At 50.0% G+C, this 15,962-nt stretch carries 17 protein-coding genes and 2 tRNA genes; 3 read left to right on the forward strand and 16 right to left on the reverse strand.

Annotation, left to right across the window (positions count from 1 at the left end; all coding sequences use genetic code 11):
• Positions 1–35: 35 nt before the first annotated feature.
• From P40081_RS27435 to P40081_RS27455, 5 genes are all read right to left on the reverse strand, one after another.
• Entirely contained in the window at positions 36–260 is a 225-nt protein-coding gene (locus tag P40081_RS27435) for a hypothetical protein (protein ID WP_042132765.1), read from the reverse strand.
• Complete coding sequence (locus tag P40081_RS27440; RefSeq protein WP_042139359.1) at positions 247–522, reverse strand: hypothetical protein; 276 nt, start codon at positions 520–522, stop codon at positions 247–249. The genes P40081_RS27435 and P40081_RS27440 overlap by 14 nt, the downstream gene beginning before the upstream one ends.
• A gap of 9 nt (positions 523–531) precedes the next feature.
• Positions 532–1,047, reverse strand: a complete 516-nt coding sequence (locus P40081_RS27445) for a helix-turn-helix transcriptional regulator (protein WP_042139360.1) — start codon at positions 1,045–1,047, stop codon at positions 532–534.
• Positions 1,048–1,172: 125 nt separating this feature from the next.
• The gene (locus tag P40081_RS27450) at positions 1,173–1,475 is read right to left on the reverse strand and encodes a hypothetical protein (protein WP_042139361.1); all 303 of its coding nucleotides are present in this window, start codon (positions 1,473–1,475) and stop codon (positions 1,173–1,175) included.
• Between the two features lie 2 nt (positions 1,476–1,477).
• Complete coding sequence (locus P40081_RS27455; RefSeq protein WP_144026080.1) at positions 1,478–1,750, reverse strand: helix-turn-helix transcriptional regulator; 273 nt, start codon at positions 1,748–1,750, stop codon at positions 1,478–1,480.
• A gap of 153 nt (positions 1,751–1,903) precedes the next feature.
• Between P40081_RS27455 and P40081_RS36745 the strand changes: the two genes are divergently transcribed.
• The 3 genes from P40081_RS36745 (at position 1,904) to P40081_RS27475 (ending at position 4,487) form a co-directional block, all read left to right on the forward strand.
• The gene (locus P40081_RS36745; RefSeq protein ID WP_052422045.1) at positions 1,904–2,326 is read left to right on the forward strand and encodes a helix-turn-helix domain-containing protein; all 423 of its coding nucleotides are present in this window, start codon (positions 1,904–1,906) and stop codon (positions 2,324–2,326) included.
• Between the two features lie 77 nt (positions 2,327–2,403).
• Complete coding sequence (locus tag P40081_RS36750; protein ID WP_052422046.1) at positions 2,404–3,282, forward strand: ImmA/IrrE family metallo-endopeptidase; 879 nt, start codon at positions 2,404–2,406, stop codon at positions 3,280–3,282.
• A gap of 65 nt (positions 3,283–3,347) precedes the next feature.
• Positions 3,348–4,487, forward strand: a complete 1,140-nt coding sequence (locus P40081_RS27475) for a site-specific integrase (RefSeq protein ID WP_042139362.1) — start codon at positions 3,348–3,350, stop codon at positions 4,485–4,487.
• Positions 4,488–4,610: 123 nt separating this feature from the next.
• On the opposite strand, the gene P40081_RS27480 is transcribed toward P40081_RS27475, so the two are convergent.
• The 11 genes from P40081_RS27480 to P40081_RS27525 all read right to left on the reverse strand — a co-directional run bounded on the left by P40081_RS27480 (position 4,611) and on the right by P40081_RS27525 (position 15,961).
• Positions 4,611–4,684, reverse strand: a tRNA-Ile gene (locus P40081_RS27480).
• Between the two features lie 47 nt (positions 4,685–4,731).
• Positions 4,732–4,808, reverse strand: a tRNA-Met gene (locus P40081_RS27485).
• Between the two features lie 83 nt (positions 4,809–4,891).
• Positions 4,892–5,056 (reverse strand): hypothetical protein, encoded by a 165-nt coding sequence (locus tag P40081_RS39135; RefSeq protein ID WP_019909365.1) that lies wholly within the window; start codon positions 5,054–5,056, stop codon positions 4,892–4,894.
• A gap of 435 nt (positions 5,057–5,491) precedes the next feature.
• Positions 5,492–7,060 carry an extracellular solute-binding protein gene (locus P40081_RS27495; protein WP_052422047.1) on the reverse strand — a complete coding sequence of 523 codons (1,569 nt, stop codon included), beginning with the start codon at positions 7,058–7,060 and terminating at the stop codon, positions 5,492–5,494.
• 289 nt (positions 7,061–7,349) lie between these two features.
• Positions 7,350–7,475: a hypothetical protein gene (locus P40081_RS39855; RefSeq protein WP_256703856.1), complete on the reverse strand. Its 126-nt coding sequence runs from the start codon at positions 7,473–7,475 to the stop codon at positions 7,350–7,352.
• A 154-nt stretch (positions 7,476–7,629) separates the two neighbouring features.
• On the reverse strand, positions 7,630–8,271 hold the full coding sequence (pyrE, locus tag P40081_RS27500; RefSeq protein WP_042139365.1) for an orotate phosphoribosyltransferase: 642 nt from the start codon (positions 8,269–8,271) through the stop codon (positions 7,630–7,632).
• Positions 8,268–8,984 (reverse strand): orotidine-5'-phosphate decarboxylase, encoded by a 717-nt coding sequence (gene pyrF / locus P40081_RS27505; RefSeq protein ID WP_042141534.1) that lies wholly within the window; start codon positions 8,982–8,984, stop codon positions 8,268–8,270. Before pyrF ends, pyrE begins: the two co-directional genes overlap by 4 nt.
• 194 nt (positions 8,985–9,178) lie before the next feature.
• Complete coding sequence (gene carB / locus P40081_RS27510; RefSeq protein WP_042139366.1) at positions 9,179–12,400, reverse strand: carbamoyl-phosphate synthase large subunit; 3,222 nt, start codon at positions 12,398–12,400, stop codon at positions 9,179–9,181.
• Between the two features lies 1 nt (position 12,401).
• Entirely contained in the window at positions 12,402–13,580 is a 1,179-nt protein-coding gene (gene carA / locus P40081_RS27515; RefSeq protein ID WP_042139367.1) for a glutamine-hydrolyzing carbamoyl-phosphate synthase small subunit, read from the reverse strand.
• A 75-nt stretch (positions 13,581–13,655) separates the two neighbouring features.
• The gene (locus tag P40081_RS27520) at positions 13,656–14,936 is read right to left on the reverse strand and encodes a dihydroorotase (protein ID WP_042139368.1); all 1,281 of its coding nucleotides are present in this window, start codon (positions 14,934–14,936) and stop codon (positions 13,656–13,658) included.
• A gap of 116 nt (positions 14,937–15,052) precedes the next feature.
• Complete coding sequence (locus P40081_RS27525; RefSeq protein ID WP_039304360.1) at positions 15,053–15,961, reverse strand: aspartate carbamoyltransferase catalytic subunit; 909 nt, start codon at positions 15,959–15,961, stop codon at positions 15,053–15,055.
• Position 15,962: the final 1 nt, after the last annotated feature.

The following is a 15,962-nucleotide window of genomic DNA, read 5'->3' on the forward strand; positions in this document are numbered from 1 at the left end:
TCCGCGACCCCTTGCGGGGTTTCGGCCTGTATCCCTCAGGCCTCATCAGGCGGGAATGTTTTTTGATATGCATCATTCAAAGCCTTGATCTGTTCGAACTTTTCAGATTCAGAATCATAATTTTTAATTAAAATATTGCGGAGAAAAGAAGCCAAAAGCTTGCCGCAGTAACAAGACGCATACCATAAATCTTCACGACTCTCCTTTTCCCTCGTAAAAATTTCAAAGTAAGAGTTATAATAACGTTCATAATCCGACATATCCCTTGTCCCCCTTGCGCTCGGCACGATCTACGGTAAAAATGGACACAACGAGGCTCTTTAGATGGGTTCTCAACGGAGTCCGCCCTGCCAGGCGGGCTTTTTCATTTTCTGCTACGCGAATGACCATCATTAGATAATCTTCAATGGATTGAAATTCTCCATGTTTTACAGCCTCTGGATTTTTCTGAATTACCTTCAAGTTGTGCTTCGCAATCTGCCCGGCCTCAATGGCTTCGGCAATCAACGCTGTTCTTTCCATCCCTCTACCTCATTTCATGTAATTTTTAAGCTTTAATTCGGCGCGATGCTCTGACCAAAGCGCTATGTACGAAAATTCATACTTGCGGCACAGGGCGGCGGCATTATGAGTTAGTGCCGTTATTGCCTCAAGCTGTTCCATGATGCCGTTTTTGATAACATCCCTGTCCCCGGCCTTTAATTGGTCTAGGCTCTTCGTGATCGGTAGGGTAAGTAGTGCCTGCAAAGCTTCCTGAATCTCTTCAATAGTTTTGATATGTGTAGAACTTGGATGAAGATCAGCGTTATTGAGCCAGGGGACCGAAGCGCCCCCGGTTACCTCAGCTGCCGCAGCCAATAATAATTGAGCATCATCATAATAAGTCGCTGCTGCCTGCATCACCTGTTTGGATGCTTTGCGGCTACCATTAACAATTTTGCCGATCTGTGACCCGTCTACATGTGCGGCTTGACCAGCTTTAGCCAACGTCACACCCTTGCGCTGCATAACTTCCTTTAGCGCTCCAGGAAAATGTCCAATTGCCATATCAATTCCTCCTGTATTTGTCCAAATATAGGGAATGCTTTTGGACAGAGGCGTGATGTATGATTAATGCAAGCAATTCCCCTTGCCCACCATTCCCGGCCGCCGCATTGTACGGCGGCTTTTTCTTACTCATATCTCTCGGTCTTAAGCCATTGGTAAAGATCAGATTTAAGGACGGTAACGGCCTCGCCCTTTCGGCGGTTGCGATTTAAGTGTGGGAATGTCGGATGATTGGTAAGCTCATTTACCTTCGGAGGGCTGAGCCTAAGGAGTTTCTGAATATGTGCTGGTCGAAGCACTTCAGGATATTCCCCATTCAGCCGAAGTTCTGCGAGTTGCCGTTCTAGCTTTTCATTCTGTTCTGCCAAATCAGCAGCCAAGCGAAGAGCCTCTGCGAATGTTAAAGGTGTTTTTAATGCCTTTGCCATGATCAGACCACCTCATTAGCTAATGATTGTTCAATTCTTAGAGGAAGTAATTTTGTTTCGAATTTCAACACATCAGGATTAAAAAAAATATCTCCTAACGGACGCTTTAGAGCATCGGATATTTTTTTCATAGTTTCAGCACTAGGGTTATATGCTCCAGTCTCTATTTGTGACAAAGATGTACGCTCCATTCCTATAGAATCGGCTAGTTCTTGTTGTGTTATCTTCGATTCCTTACGGATTAGCGCGATATTGTTGCCTAATACCTTACTCATGTGCATCACCTCGCCCTCTGTTTTGTATTTCTAAACAAATAATAATCCTAAGTGTTTTGTTTGTCAACACATGTTTTGAAATTAAGAACATCTTTTGGTTATGTGTTGTGTTTTGTATTACAAAACGTTTAATATCTGATTAGGTGATGATAAATGAAAAACACTCTTCTGCTTGGGAAGAAAATTAAAGAGCTTCGCTTAAAAAACGATTTATCTTTAAGAGATCTCGAAAAGAAATCAAAGGTCAGTTATTCTTTCATCAGTTCAATAGAAAATAATAGATATCAAGCCTCAAGAGACAAAATTATCAACATCGCTAACGCACTTGAAGGTTCTAATATCAATGAACTGTTACTGTTGGCCGGTTTCGCACCAGAGGACAATACTTCAAGTGAGGATAATGAAGAAAAATCACTTACTTACGAAGAATTTATTAACAATCCCGAACATGGAATATTTTTCCGTGACTATCTATCTGCACCCGAAGAACGCCGGGAAGAAATGCGAGAAATTTTTAGAATACTGCAGGAAAAGGAAAAAGGCCGAAAGCCTGGTGATATCCAAGGCGAGAGCTGATTGGATACTACTAGCCAGAAATGGCTTTTCTTTTTAGTCTTAATAAGAACATACGATCCCATTTAGAGGTGAACAACATGATTATGAATTACAAGACCCCCCCACTCGAACAAAAGATAAACGAATTGTACAAAATGCATAGGATTACCAAACCTGCGCATTTATCTGTTGAATCATTGGCAGCAAAATTCAATGTGTGGGTCCATTACCATAATAAAAAAAGCAAAGGAATTGAGGTTTCCCCTGGCGTGTACACCATATTCCTAGATAACCGTCTTGCAGAAGATCAACAGCGTCTTGAATTCCTTCATGAGCTATGTCATATGCTCCGCCATGCTGGAAATCAGACAATAATGCCCGAGCTATTTACTAAAGCGCAGGAAAGTGAAGCGGACCGTTTTGTTTTTTACGCCGCAATCCCTTTCTTTATGCTAGAAAGGTTAAGTTTGTCATCCGTGAGAAGTGAAGCGATAGGGTACATATCCCGGGAATTCAATGTCCCGTTAAATTTTGCAAAAAAACGCTATGAACAAATTGAAGATCGTATTAAGCAAGGAGAATTTTTATCCGCTATTGAATCAGCTGCTGCGACTCATGAAATCATTCGTGACTCCCCAGAAAGCTACACCGCTAATCGCACCAACCTACTTATTCGTGCTTATTACAATTGGGATGGCGATTGCTCCCGGCCGGATACGCTGATCATCGAACAGCCCCATGGCTTTGACTGGGACAACCAGTTAGAAATTGAGGTTGATGGCAATTATGAAAGCTGCGATATGCCCTCATACATGTCTCATGATTCAGCAACTATACTTTCTGGAGATCTCTCTATCCTGCCAGATCGCAAAGGCTTTATTGCCATTAACCTATCGCGTGTAGCATGGCGACATGGCAAACTGTCAACACGGTTGTATTTAACGATGGAGGCAATAGACGACGCTTTGAATTTTTAAAATTTTGAAGGGAGTGATGAATATAGGAACTATCTGAAATTTTCGTTAATTCTAGGAGGTAATTTATGAAAGGGAAAGTATTCAAACGAGGGAAGACCTGGACTTATGTTGTTGATCTACCACCGGATCAGGGGACGGGAAAGAGAATTCAAAAAAAGAAAGGAGGCTTTGCAACACAAAAAGAAGCAGATCGTGCATTGATAGCTCTTCTTGCCAGTGTTGACAAAGGGGACTATGTTTCTGAAATCAATCTTACCATTGCTGATTTTTTTGATATATGGTTAAAAGATTATGCCCTTCAGAAGTATAAATCCACGGTTTACGATGTCGAAGAATCCATTATTAGAAGCCGCATTGTGCCCGTTATTGGTCGGCAAAAATTGCAGCAAATCAAGCCTTTGACCATAAACAGATTTTACAATGGATTATTAGAGAAATATTCTTCGGATTACGTTCGTCACGTCCATGCTATATTGCGTAAAGCTTTTGGTCAGGCCGTGAAATGGGAAATGCTTGTCTCTAACCCTATTGATAAAGTGGAAGCACCAAAACTGCGTAGGAAAGAAATGAAAACTTGGACTATGGAACAATGCTTGCATTTTCTTGAAACCGCCGAAGGACATGTTCATTATATTGTTTTTTCTCTAGCCATTCACACGGGAATGCGCAAAGGTGAAGTACTGGGTTTAAGATGGAGTGACATAGATTTTGAAGCGAAGAGTTTGATGATCCAGCAAACAGTCAATTGGACTCCATCCAAAGGCATTATCATCCAAGATACCAAGACATCAAGCTCAGCCCGCAGAATTCCTATTGGTAATATGCTTATCACTGACCTAAAGCATCGTCTACAAATTATTGAAGATAATAAGCAAAACATTGGGATAGAGAACTATAAAGATCATGATCTAGTGTGCTGCTATGCTAATGGTGAACCAATTAAGCCTCGACGTGTTACAGAAACGTTCGCATTCTTAACCGGAAAGTCAGAGCTACCCAAAATCCGGTTCCATGACCTTAGACATTCACATGCATCCATGCTATTGAATAATGGGATAAATGCAAAAATCGGCGCTGAACGTCTAGGTCACAGTAGCGTACAAATTTATCTTGATAGATATTCTCATTTACTCCCCGATATGCAGCGAGATGCTGCTGACTTGATTGATTCAAAAATGAAAATGAGCCAAAAACCTATTGAATGAATAGCCACCGTGACCAAAATGTGACCAATTCTTATTTTCACAATTTCATAGCTCGTCCTCTTCCAATCATTTGCACTCCCCAACACAGCAAAAAACCCTTACAAAGTAAGGGTTTTAGTGAAGTGGGCCCTACAGGACTCGAACCTGTGACCAATCGGTTATGAGCCGACCGCTCTAACCAACTGAGCTAAGGGCCCGGACTAGGATATCCGTATTATACAAGTGCTGTCTGATGAAATAAAATTGGTTGCGGGGGCAGGATTTGAACCTGCGGCCTTCGGGTTATGAGCCCGACGAGCTACCGGGCTGCTCCACCCCGCGTCAGTAATCATATTCAAACAGCGACAATAGATAATATACAATATAAGCATAGATAAAGTCAAGGATGAATTTGGTTAATTTGTTTATGGCAGAAAACGCACACCGTAGCGGCCCTTGCGCGAACGGTAAATTTCCACAAAACGCGGATCATGATAGCCGTAGATCCAGCCGTCCTGTTCGAGTCTTTTAGCCAGACAACCCGCTTGAAATCTTGTCCTGAACAATTTCGCGAAGTATATCCAATTCATGATGCCCTTCTCCTTTTTCGTATTAATGTTTGCTGCTGCTCTGATCATTATCATGCCCAGTTTTTCATTAATAACAGGAAAAAAGCCCTGCGGAACGGCTGGCAATTTCTGCACCGCTTGTCTGAAATTATTTTCCATTCAAGAATTCAGAGGATAGTTGTATAATGTACAATTAAAAACAGCAAAAAGGGATGCTTGCCTCTTATAACTGTAGTCTGTACAACTAAATCTGCCCGAATCGGGGAAAACCGTCTGCAACTCGAAGTTTAATTGCACGAAATACAACTAAACGATTATTTAGTTATAAATCAGACGATTTAGTTGTACAAAGTGCACTTAAGCATACCGGATCGGATATACCATAATGGGGTCACTACAAACCATTGGCAAATGATTTTCCAAAGTGGTTCTCACTAGTTTAAATTTGACGCTATACTACTTGCCCTTCGCACTTCGCTCCAGCCAGCCGTTGTCCAGATTGAACAAGACCGCGGGATCTTTGCGCATCGCGTTAAGCATATGGTTGCCCTGCTGCTCCCAGGCCTTGAGGGCATTCGCTACCGTCCGTTTGCCTTGAATGACTTCGCTGAACAGCATTTGTCCGGCCAGATTAATCTGATAAATATTAGGCATCTTGTACGCTAGACTCTCCACATTAGCGTCCGTCACCGGCACAGGCTTCACATTGTAAAAGGGTTCAAGGCTTACTCCAGCTTTCTGTGAACGGTTGAAATCCATCCGGGAGGTAAGCTGATAAGGATTGGCCGCCTTGATTCTGGCTACTTCGTTGCTGTTCACAAATTTGATCAGCTCCCAGGCATCCTCTTCATTCTGCGCGGTACTGCTGATGGCCAGCATCTGATCCAGTCCCGCGCCGACGGCCACGCCCGGCTTCTCGGCAAACGTAGGTACGGCGGCGATTCCCCAATCCACATGTCTGAAATTAATGTTCTTAATCAGGAGCGCATTGCGGTCCGCGGAAGCCAACTCGTTGATATAACCATATTCCCCGATGACCATTGCCGCTTTGCCCGTCAGAAACCAGTCTCCCAGAAACGGGTTAAATCCGGTCTCTGCAGGTTCGGCAACAGCTGCGGCTGCGGCTTCAATATCATCCGGGCCGGGGATAATCTTCTTCTGAATCAGATTGCTGAAGGTAGTCCAGCCTTTACTCCACAGCGCATTGTTCACTGTCATTGCCCCGCCTTGGTTATCGTACATAGCAGCTTGCAGAGGAGAAAGATACGCCTGCATATCCCCGAACGGATCGCCGACATAACGGCTCCTTGAGAAGCCATATATCCGCTCATCCATCTGCTTGGAGGTCTTCGTCACCATACCTGCAAGCTTGAAGAATTCATCCCAGGTCATCCCGTCCGTTGGATAATTCACTCCGGCAGCATCGAATATCCCTTTGTTATAGAAAACTACACTGGCGTTGAAAGTAGGTGCCAGCGCAAATAGATGGCCCCTTCCGAGCTCACGGACACCATTCAGCATCGTTGGTGCCATATTGCTGATATCATAGCCGTCACGGTCAATCAGCGGCTGCAGAGGCTCAAGCATGTTCTGGGCTGCCAGACTCCTGATCAGGCTGCTGTCTCCTATGACCACATCTACCGGATCACTGCCAACCATGATGTCACGCATATGCCCCAATGCTTCCGGTCCTTCCACCATGTACGTGTTGGTGAAGCGGAACTGCTCCTGATCCACCGCCGGAACAAACTCCAGCTTCACGTCCGGATGCGTGAACTCATAGAGGTCAGTCAGATTCTGGCGCAGATAGGTATCATCGCTGTTACTCCACAGACTGCCGATCCGCAGGACCCGCTGTCCTCCCGATGGCTGCGTCACCACGGATGCCGTCAGGGGTTTGGCCGAAGTGGCAGAGCTGACAGGGGCTGCCGCCGCTTCAGCCGAAATAACAGGCAACAGTACCGCCGCACAGAGTGCCAGCTGAAGACCGCGCCTGAGCAGAAGAGGAATCGTTGATTTAGCCATATTTATAGCCTCCTAATGAAATATCATAAGCCTGGACAAGTGGCTGAGCATGCCTTTATTTAGCATTATATAGCCTATTCGAATATCGGAAGTGACATCCCGTTTAAACTAAAAAGACAGTTTGTTCACCTTGGCACAGACTGCTTTTGTCTAACGCAAAAAAAGAAGCCCTGCTGTACCTGTGAAGGCACGGGGCTTCTTGCTGTATTTCTGGCCTGCTTCCGGGCGGCGGCTGTTGTCGCATGAATTTCCCGATTCATCCGCCTTTTATTGTAGGGATCCGTCAGCTTTACACAAAATCCTGCACAGAATACAACATTTTCCTCATCCTATCGGCCAAAATCGAAGATTGTTGTAGAAAATGCAGCATTTCCTCTTCACCAAGCGGCTTAGCAGGAATATTCTTGTATTTCATACAACAATCCTCCTAAACACCTGGCTATGCATGAGACAAAGTTGTAAAACGTACAACATTAATGTCCACACCGCTCACTAAGAAGTTTCATAAGAAGTTTCAAATGAGCCGGTAACAAATCAAGTGTGAGGTATTGATGTATCTGCAATCCAGCTTATACGCCGAACGCTGCCGGGTCTTTACGCCACGATTGCAGCAGCGCTACATCCGAGTCAGCGATCGTGCCTTGAGCCAGCGCCACATCAATGAGTGTGCTGTAATTGGACAGGCTCTGCAGCGGGATTTCCGCAGCGGCGAAGGCATCTACGGCGCGGTCCAGCTCATAGCTGAAGATAGCCAGTACGGCCAGCGGTACGCCGCCCGCTTCCTGCACAGCCTGCGCGGCCTTGATCGAGCTGCCGCCGGTGGAGATCAGGTCCTCGATCACGATCACCTTCTGGCCGGGAGCGATCAGGCCTTCGATCTGGTTCTGCTTGCCGTGGCCTTTGGCCTTGTCGCGGATATAAGCCATCGGCAGACCGAGCTTATCGGCCACCCAGGCCGCGTGCGGAATTCCGGCGGTTGCAGTCCCGGCAATCACCTCAGCGTCCGTATAGCTGCTTCTGATCAGCTCTGCGAAGGCCTCAGCAATATAGTTACGGACAACCGGGAAGGACAAGGTCAGGCGGTTATCGCAATAGATCGGCGATTTGATGCCGGAGGTCCAGGTGAACGGCTCCTGCGGGCGCAGGGCTACCGCTCCAATCTCCAGCAGGTAACGTGCAACTTGTTCACTTTTATTCTCTAATGGGCTCATACTTCGCTCATCTCCTCAATAATGGTAAGTGCTGCGGCGCGCGGATCTGCCGCCGCTGTAATCGGCCGGCCCACTACCAGGTAGTGGCTGCCCTGCCGTATAGCTTGTCCGGGTGTCATAACCCGGGACTGATCGTCAAGGGAGGCACCGGCAGGCCGGATACCCGGGGTCACCGTGCGGAAATCCGGTCCGCAGGCTGCTGCGATCACCGCTGATTCCTGCGGCGATGCTACCACACCATGCAGGCCGGCTTCCGCCGCAAGCTTGGCGTACCGTACAACCGTGTCCGTCACCGTTCCGGCGATGCCGATTTCGCTGTTCATAACCTCCTGGCTGGTGCTGGTCAGCTGGGTCACCGCGATAATGAGCGGAATATGCAGCGACGGATGCAGGCTGACGGCCTTCGCTGCGCCTTCCAGAGCAGCAGCCATCATGGCAGCTCCTCCGGCGGCATGCACGTTGAACATATCAACGCCCAGCATGGTCAGGCTCTCCGCCCCGCCCCGGACGGTGTTCGGGATATCATGCATTTTGACGTCCAGGAAGACCGAATAGCCGCGTTCCTTCAGCTCCCGGATGAAGTCCGGCCCGGCAGCATAGAACAGCTGCATGCCGACCTTCATATAGCAAGGGATACCTTCCAGCTGGTCGAGTAATAGCCTCGCCTGTGCCGCATCCGGATAGTCCAGGGCAACCATCAGCCGTCCGGCCATTTCATTACGCTTTTCTACTTGCCCGATGTTCTCATGTTCGTGGTGCTGCTGTGCTGCGGTCCCGTCCATTTGCCAGCCTTCTTTCTGTAATCAAGTGGTAATGAGCTCTTCAAGGTCCCGGGCATAGGTGAACGGTCTGCGCTAACGCAAACCGTCCTTGTAGCAGCCTGTAGCGGCTGCCCTCACCCTATTTATTATTGTCCGACAAAAGCAGGCATCGACTGTGACGAGAAGTTGATCGTCTGCAGCATTCTCAGCAGCGCGGTTACAGTATCCAGCGAAGTCATACATACAACGCCGTTCTCAACCGCTTCCCGGCGGATACGGAACCCGTCACGCTCAGGCGTCTTGCCTTTGGTCAGTGTATTGAAGACGAAGTTCGCCTGACCGCCGCGGATCAGATCCAGAATGGTCGGCTCACCTTCATCCAGCTTGTTGACGTTCATCACGTTCAGCCCGGCCTGCTCAAGCGCAAGCGCGGTACCGCCGGTAGCGATGATTTTGTAGCCCATGGCATGGAAGCCTTTCATCAGCTCAACCGCTTCAGCTTTGTCTTTATCTGCTACGGTAACGATGATTGCTCCGGTGGCCGGAATCTTCATTCCCGCACCGATCAGCCCTTTGTAGAGCGCTTTGGCATACAGCTTGTCGCGGCCCATAACTTCGCCGGTCGATTTCATTTCCGGTCCAAGCGTCGGTTCTACTCTGCGCAGCTTGGCAAAGGAGAACACTGGCACTTTTACCGAAACGTAGTCACTTTCCGGCCACAGCCCTTCTGTGTACCCGTCTTCCTTCAGCTTGCCGCCGAGGATGATCTTGGTTGCCAGATTAGCCATTGGAATGCCTGTCACCTTGCTCAGGAAAGGAACCGTACGCGAGGAGCGCGGGTTAACCTCGATCACATACACTTCGTTCTGATAGATGACAAACTGGATGTTAACCAGTCCGATCGTCTTCAGCTCCTTAGCGATCTTAATCGTGATCTCAGAGATTTTCTGCTTCAGGCCTTCATCCAGATATTGCGGCGGATAGACGGCGATGGAGTCACCGGAGTGAACCCCAGCACGTTCTACATGCTCCATAATTCCCGGAATCACTACGGTCTCGCCATCGCAGATCGCGTCGACTTCAACCTCTTTGCCCAGCATGTAACGGTCGATCAGCACCGGATGCTCCGGATTAACCTTCACCGCTTCGACCATATAGCTCAGCAGCTCTGTATCGTTGTAGACAATCTCCATCGCACGGCCGCCGAGGACATAAGATGGACGAACCAGCACCGGATAACCCAGCGCTTGTGCTGTTTCAACGGCTTCGTCAATGTTGATAACCGTCTTGCCTTTTGGCTGTGCGATATCCAGACGGGCCAGCAGTGCTTCAAATTTCTTGCGGTTCTCTGCTTCATCGATGCTCTCCAGGCTCGTGCCCAGAATGTTCACACCTGCTGCTGCGAGCGGTGCAGCCAGATTGATTGCTGTCTGTCCGCCGAACTGTACGATAACCCCGATCGGATTCTCCTGGGCGATAACGTTCATGACATCCTCGAAGAACAGCGGTTCAAAGTACAGGCGGTCTGATGTATTGAAATCCGTTGACACCGTCTCAGGATTATTATTGATAATTACGGCTTCATAGCCGGCTTTCTGGATGGCCCATACTGCATGCACGGTAGAGTAGTCGAACTCAATACCCTGGCCGATCCGGATTGGACCGGAGCCGAGCACGATAACCTTCTGTTTATCGGAATGTATCACTTCATTCTCGGTCTCATAGGTCGAGTAGTAGTATGGCGTTGAAGCTTCGAATTCGGCGGCGCAGGTATCGACCATTTTGAATACCGGAACCAGACCCTGCTGCAGACGCAGCACGCGTACTTCGGATTCCTTGGTGAATGCCCCGCCCGGACGCCCTTCGGCACGGATCTCGGCAATCGCCCGGTCGGTGAAGCCCTTGCGTTTAGCCTGATAGAGAATTTCTGCGGACAAGGTTTCTTCCGCGCGGATCTCGTCCTCGAAGTTCACGAGGCCTTCGATCTTGGACAGGAACCACCAGTCAATATTCGTCGTATCCTGAATATCCTGCAGCCCGTAGCCGCGGCGGAACGCTTCTGCAATCAGGAACAGGCGCTCATCATCCGCTTTGGCGAGTCTATTACGCAGTACACTGTCTTCAAGCAGCTCTGCGCCAGGCAGACGGAAACGGTGCACACCGATCTCCAACGACCGGATCGCCTTGTGAATCGACTCTTCGAAGGTACGCCCGATGGCCATCACTTCTCCGGTTGCCTTCATCTGGGTACCCAGCTTACGGTTCGCAGAGATGAACTTGTCGAAGGGCCAGCGCGGGATTTTGCTGACGATATAATCCAGTGTCGGCTCGAAGCAGGCATATGTCTGTCCGGTAACCGGATTGACGATTTCATCGAGCGTGTAGCCGAGGGCGATTTTGGCGGCCATCTTGGCAATCGGATACCCGGTCGCCTTCGACGCCAGCGCCGATGAGCGGCTTACGCGCGGATTCACTTCAATGACATAGTATTGATAGCTCTGCGGGTCCAGTGCGAACTGCACGTTACAGCCGCCTTCGATATTCAGCGCGCGGATAATCTTCAGGGAAGCGCTGCGCAGCATCTGGTACTCACGGTCAGACAACGTCTGGCTTGGCGCTACTACGATACTGTCGCCTGTATGTACGCCAACCGGATCAAAGTTCTCCATGTTGCAGACTACGATACAGTTGTCATTCTTATCACGCATGACTTCATATTCGACTTCCTTCATGCCGGCGATGCTCTTCTCCACCAGACATTGGCCGATCGGACTGTAACGGATACCTGCTTTGACGGTTTCACGCAGCTCTTCCTCATTGTCGCAGATCCCGCCGCCTGTTCCGCCCAGCGTGTAGGCCGGACGGACGATCAGCGGATAGCCGATGCCGGCGGCGAAGCCCATCGCTTCTTCCACACTTGTGATGATGGCACTCTCAGGAACAGGCTGATCCAGCTCACGCATCAGCTCGCGGAACAAATCGCGGTCTTCTGCTTTCTCGATGGATTCCAGCTGTGTACCCAGAAGCTTCACATTCTCGGATTTCAGTACGCCTGCACGGGCCAGCTCCACTGCCATGTTGAGGCCGGTCTGTCCGCCCAGTGTCGGCAGCAGGCCGTCCGGACGCTCCTGGCGGATAATCGCCGTCACGAATTCGAGCGTAATCGGTTCAATATATACTTTGTCAGCCATATTGGTATCGGTCATGATCGTAGCCGGGTTGCTGTTAATCAGCACAACCTCTACGCCTTCTTCTTTGAGCGCCTGGCAGGCTTGTGTGCCCGCATAGTCAAACTCGGCGGCTTGGCCGATGACAATCGGACCGGAGCCGATAACCAGAATTTTTTTGAGTTTATCGTTCTTAGGCATGTTATAGTGCTCCTTTCACGGCTTCAAGCTGTGCTGCAGGTTTCGGTGCCGTGATTCTGGCATTGGCCGCAAGCTGCGCCTGGCGCGAGCCTGCCGGCAGTTTCGCCTTGTGGTCTGCGATCATCTGCAGGAAACGGTCGAACAAGTAGCTGCTGTCATGCGGTCCCGGCGCCGCTTCCGGATGGTATTGCACCGAAAAAGCGGGGTAACGGGTATGCTTCAGTCCTTCGACGGTCTTATCATTGTTGTTAATATGCGTTACTTCCAGATCCGTGTTCACTACGGATTCTTCATTAACCGTGTAACCATGGTTCTGCGATGTGATGAAGCAGCGTCCGCTCTCCAGCTCTTTGACCGGATGGTTACCGCCGCGATGGCCGAATTTGAGCTTCTCGGTATCGGCGCCGCATGCCAGCGCGAACAGCTGATGACCCAGACAGATGCCGAAGATCGGATATTCGCCGAGCAGCTCGGATATGGTTTTAACCGCATAAGGCACATCCTTAGGGTCCCCAGGGCCGTTCGACAGCTGGATTCCGTCCGGATTCAGGCGGCGGATCTCATCTGCAGTCACATCGTGAGGCACGACAACCACATCACAGCCGCGGCTGTTCAGCTCGCGCAGAATGCCTGTCTTCGCGCCGTAATCTACCAGCACGATACGTTCCTTATTCCCCGGGCTGCTATATGTCTTGGTTGTGGAGGTACGGGCTACCTGATTGCGCAATTCTTCAATTGTAGTATCGCCCATCATTTCCATCAGTTCTTCCACACGTTTATTCGAAGTGGTGAGGATCGCCTTCATCGTGCCGTGATGGCGGATAATGCGGGTCAGCATCCGGGTATCAATCTCGCTGATTCCGGGAATGCCGTATTCCTTCAGCAGATCGTCTACACTGTATTCAGCACGCCAGTTGCTGGGCACAGTCTCGTGACGACGCACCACAAAGCCGTGCACAAAAGGGCGCACAGATTCGAAATCATCACGGGTAATGCCGTAATTTCCGATCAGCGGATACGTCATTGTGACGATCTGGCCGCAGTACGAAGGGTCCGACAGCACCTCCTGATATCCCGTAATTCCTGTGTTAAATACAACCTCGCCCGTCTTTTCGCCTTCCGCGCCAAATGCGGTGCCTGTAAACAGCGTTCCGTCCTGAAGCAGCAATCTCGCCTGCATTCCCTTCCACTCCTTCTTGTTTCTGTAGTCTGATGCTTATGTCACGGCCGGCAGCCTGGCTGCCATAACCGTCAGTTATACTTCACTCCATACGGCTCTGCCGTCTACCCAAGTCTTCACCGGCCAGCCCTTAAGCTTCCATCCGCCAAAAGGAGTATTCCGCCCTTTGCTGGCAAACGTTGCCGGGTCCACTTCCTTCTCTTCATTCAAATCAATCAGTGTCAGATCGGCAGGCGCCCCTACTGCAAGGCTGCCAGTGTTCAATCTGAACACCCGGGCCGGATCAGCGGTCATCCGCTGGACCAGCAGGGACAGATCCCATTTGCCAGTGGCCACAAAAGCGGTATACAGCAGCGGGAAGGCTGTCTCAAAACCGACAATGCCAAACGGTGCAAGCTGCATGCCTTTTGCTTTCTCTTCCGCACTGTGCGGTGCGTGATCGGTAACGATGATATCTAGTGTGCCGTCCAGCAGTCCTTCGATGCAGGCCTCCACATCGCGGCGCGAGCGCAGCGGCGGGTTCATTTTCCAGTTCGCGTCCATTCCCGGAATGTCTTCCTCCGAGAGCAGCAGATGATGCGGGCACACCTCAGCAGTCACCTTGATGCCGATCTGCTTAGCCTGACGGATCAGCCGTACCGATTGCTCGGTGCTGACGTGGCACACATGGTAGTGAACGCCAGTAGCCTCAGACAGCAGTATGTCGCGGCCTACATGGATGGCTTCCGACTCATTCGGAATTCCCTTAAGCCCATGCTTGTCGGCAAACGTACCTTCCGCTACCGCGCAGCCCTCAACCAGCGAGTTGTCCTCGCAGTGCGCGATGACCGGCATATCCATTCCTGCCGCCAGCTTCATGGCATCCTTCATCATTTGTGCGCTCTGTACGCCTACACCGTCGTCGGTGAAGCCGATCGCTCCAGCCGCTTTCAGTGCCGCAAAATCAGTCAGCTCAAGTCCGAGCTCATTCTTCGTAATGGCCGCATAAGGCAGCACCTTCACGAGTCCGGCTTCACGCGCCTTGTCTTTTACCAATTGAACGATCTCTGCACTGTCTGTTACCGGGCGTGTATTCGGCATGCAGGCGATGGTCGTGAATCCGCCCTTGGCCGCCGAACGTGCGCCGGTCTCAATCGTTTCCTTATGCTCAAACCCCGGTTCACGTAAATGCACATGCATATCGATCAGTCCCGGAATCAGCAGCTTGCCTTCCGCTTCAATAATCTCCCCGGCTTCTTCAACCACTTCCGCGGCATCCAGAATCTTAGAGATTACCCCGTCCAACACTACAATATGCTTACGCTCCAGCACGCCTTCTTGGCCCAGTACACTGGCGTTTTTAATGATCACGGTTATGATTCTCCTTTGTGCCTCAGGCCGCAGCCGTAAGCTCTTAAGTTATTATATAATAAAAATTCATCTTTGTGTATATTTATTAATGAAGTTATGTGAGGTTTTTTTGCGGAATCTTGCTATTGAAGTGCTCTCTCCATCACTGCCATCCGTACCGGGACTCCATTCGCCATCTGCGGGAAAATCCGTGACTGGCTGCTCTCCACCACTGCATCATCGATCTCGACATTGCGGTTGACCGGCGCCGGGTGCATGATGATCGTCCCCTTGTCCAGCTTCGCAGCGCGTTCTTCCGTAAGTCCGAAGTGCTCCCGGTACTCTGCTGCCGATAAAATAATACCGGAGGAATGCCGTTCCAGCTGCACTCTCAGCATCATAACCACATCCGCTTTCAGCGCTTCTTCCATTGAAACGTATGGGGCGTAGGCGGCAAGCTCAGGAGCCTGCATATTCGCCGGTGCGCAAAACTGAACGCTTGCACCCATCTTCGTCAGTGCCCACAGGTTGGAGCGTGCCACCCGGCTATGCATAATATCTCCGATAATCGACACTTTCAGGCCCTTCAGTTCTCCAAAATGCTTGCGCATCGTGTACAGATCCAGCAGCGCCTGTGTAGGGTGCTCATTGTTGCCGTCTCCGGCATTAATCAGCGGGATGCTTACCTTCTCGGCCAACTGCTGCAGCACGCCTGCAGGCTTCAAACGCACAACTCCGGCATCGATCCCCATCGATTCTAAGGTGCGTACGGTATCGTAGATCGACTCGCCTTTTTCTACACTGGAAGCTGCCGCCGTGAAGTTCAGGACCTGAACGCCCAGCCGTTTCTCGGCCATTTCGAAGGAGAAGCGGGTCCGTGTGCTATTCTCAAAAAACATGTTGGCAACAAAATGCGCTCTCAGTACCGGCGTGAGCTTCTCGCTCTGATTGTCCCAGTAAGCCGTTCTGTTCAAAAGCTGGCTGATTTCCGAAGCGTCCAGCTCCTTAATCCCCAGCAGACTGCGTTCCTTCACTTTGGTTGCCGTCATCATT

It is taken from the genome of Paenibacillus sp. FSL P4-0081, assembly GCF_000758565.1.
GTDB lineage: Bacteria > Bacillota > Bacilli > Paenibacillales > Paenibacillaceae > Paenibacillus_AQ > Paenibacillus_AQ phytohabitans.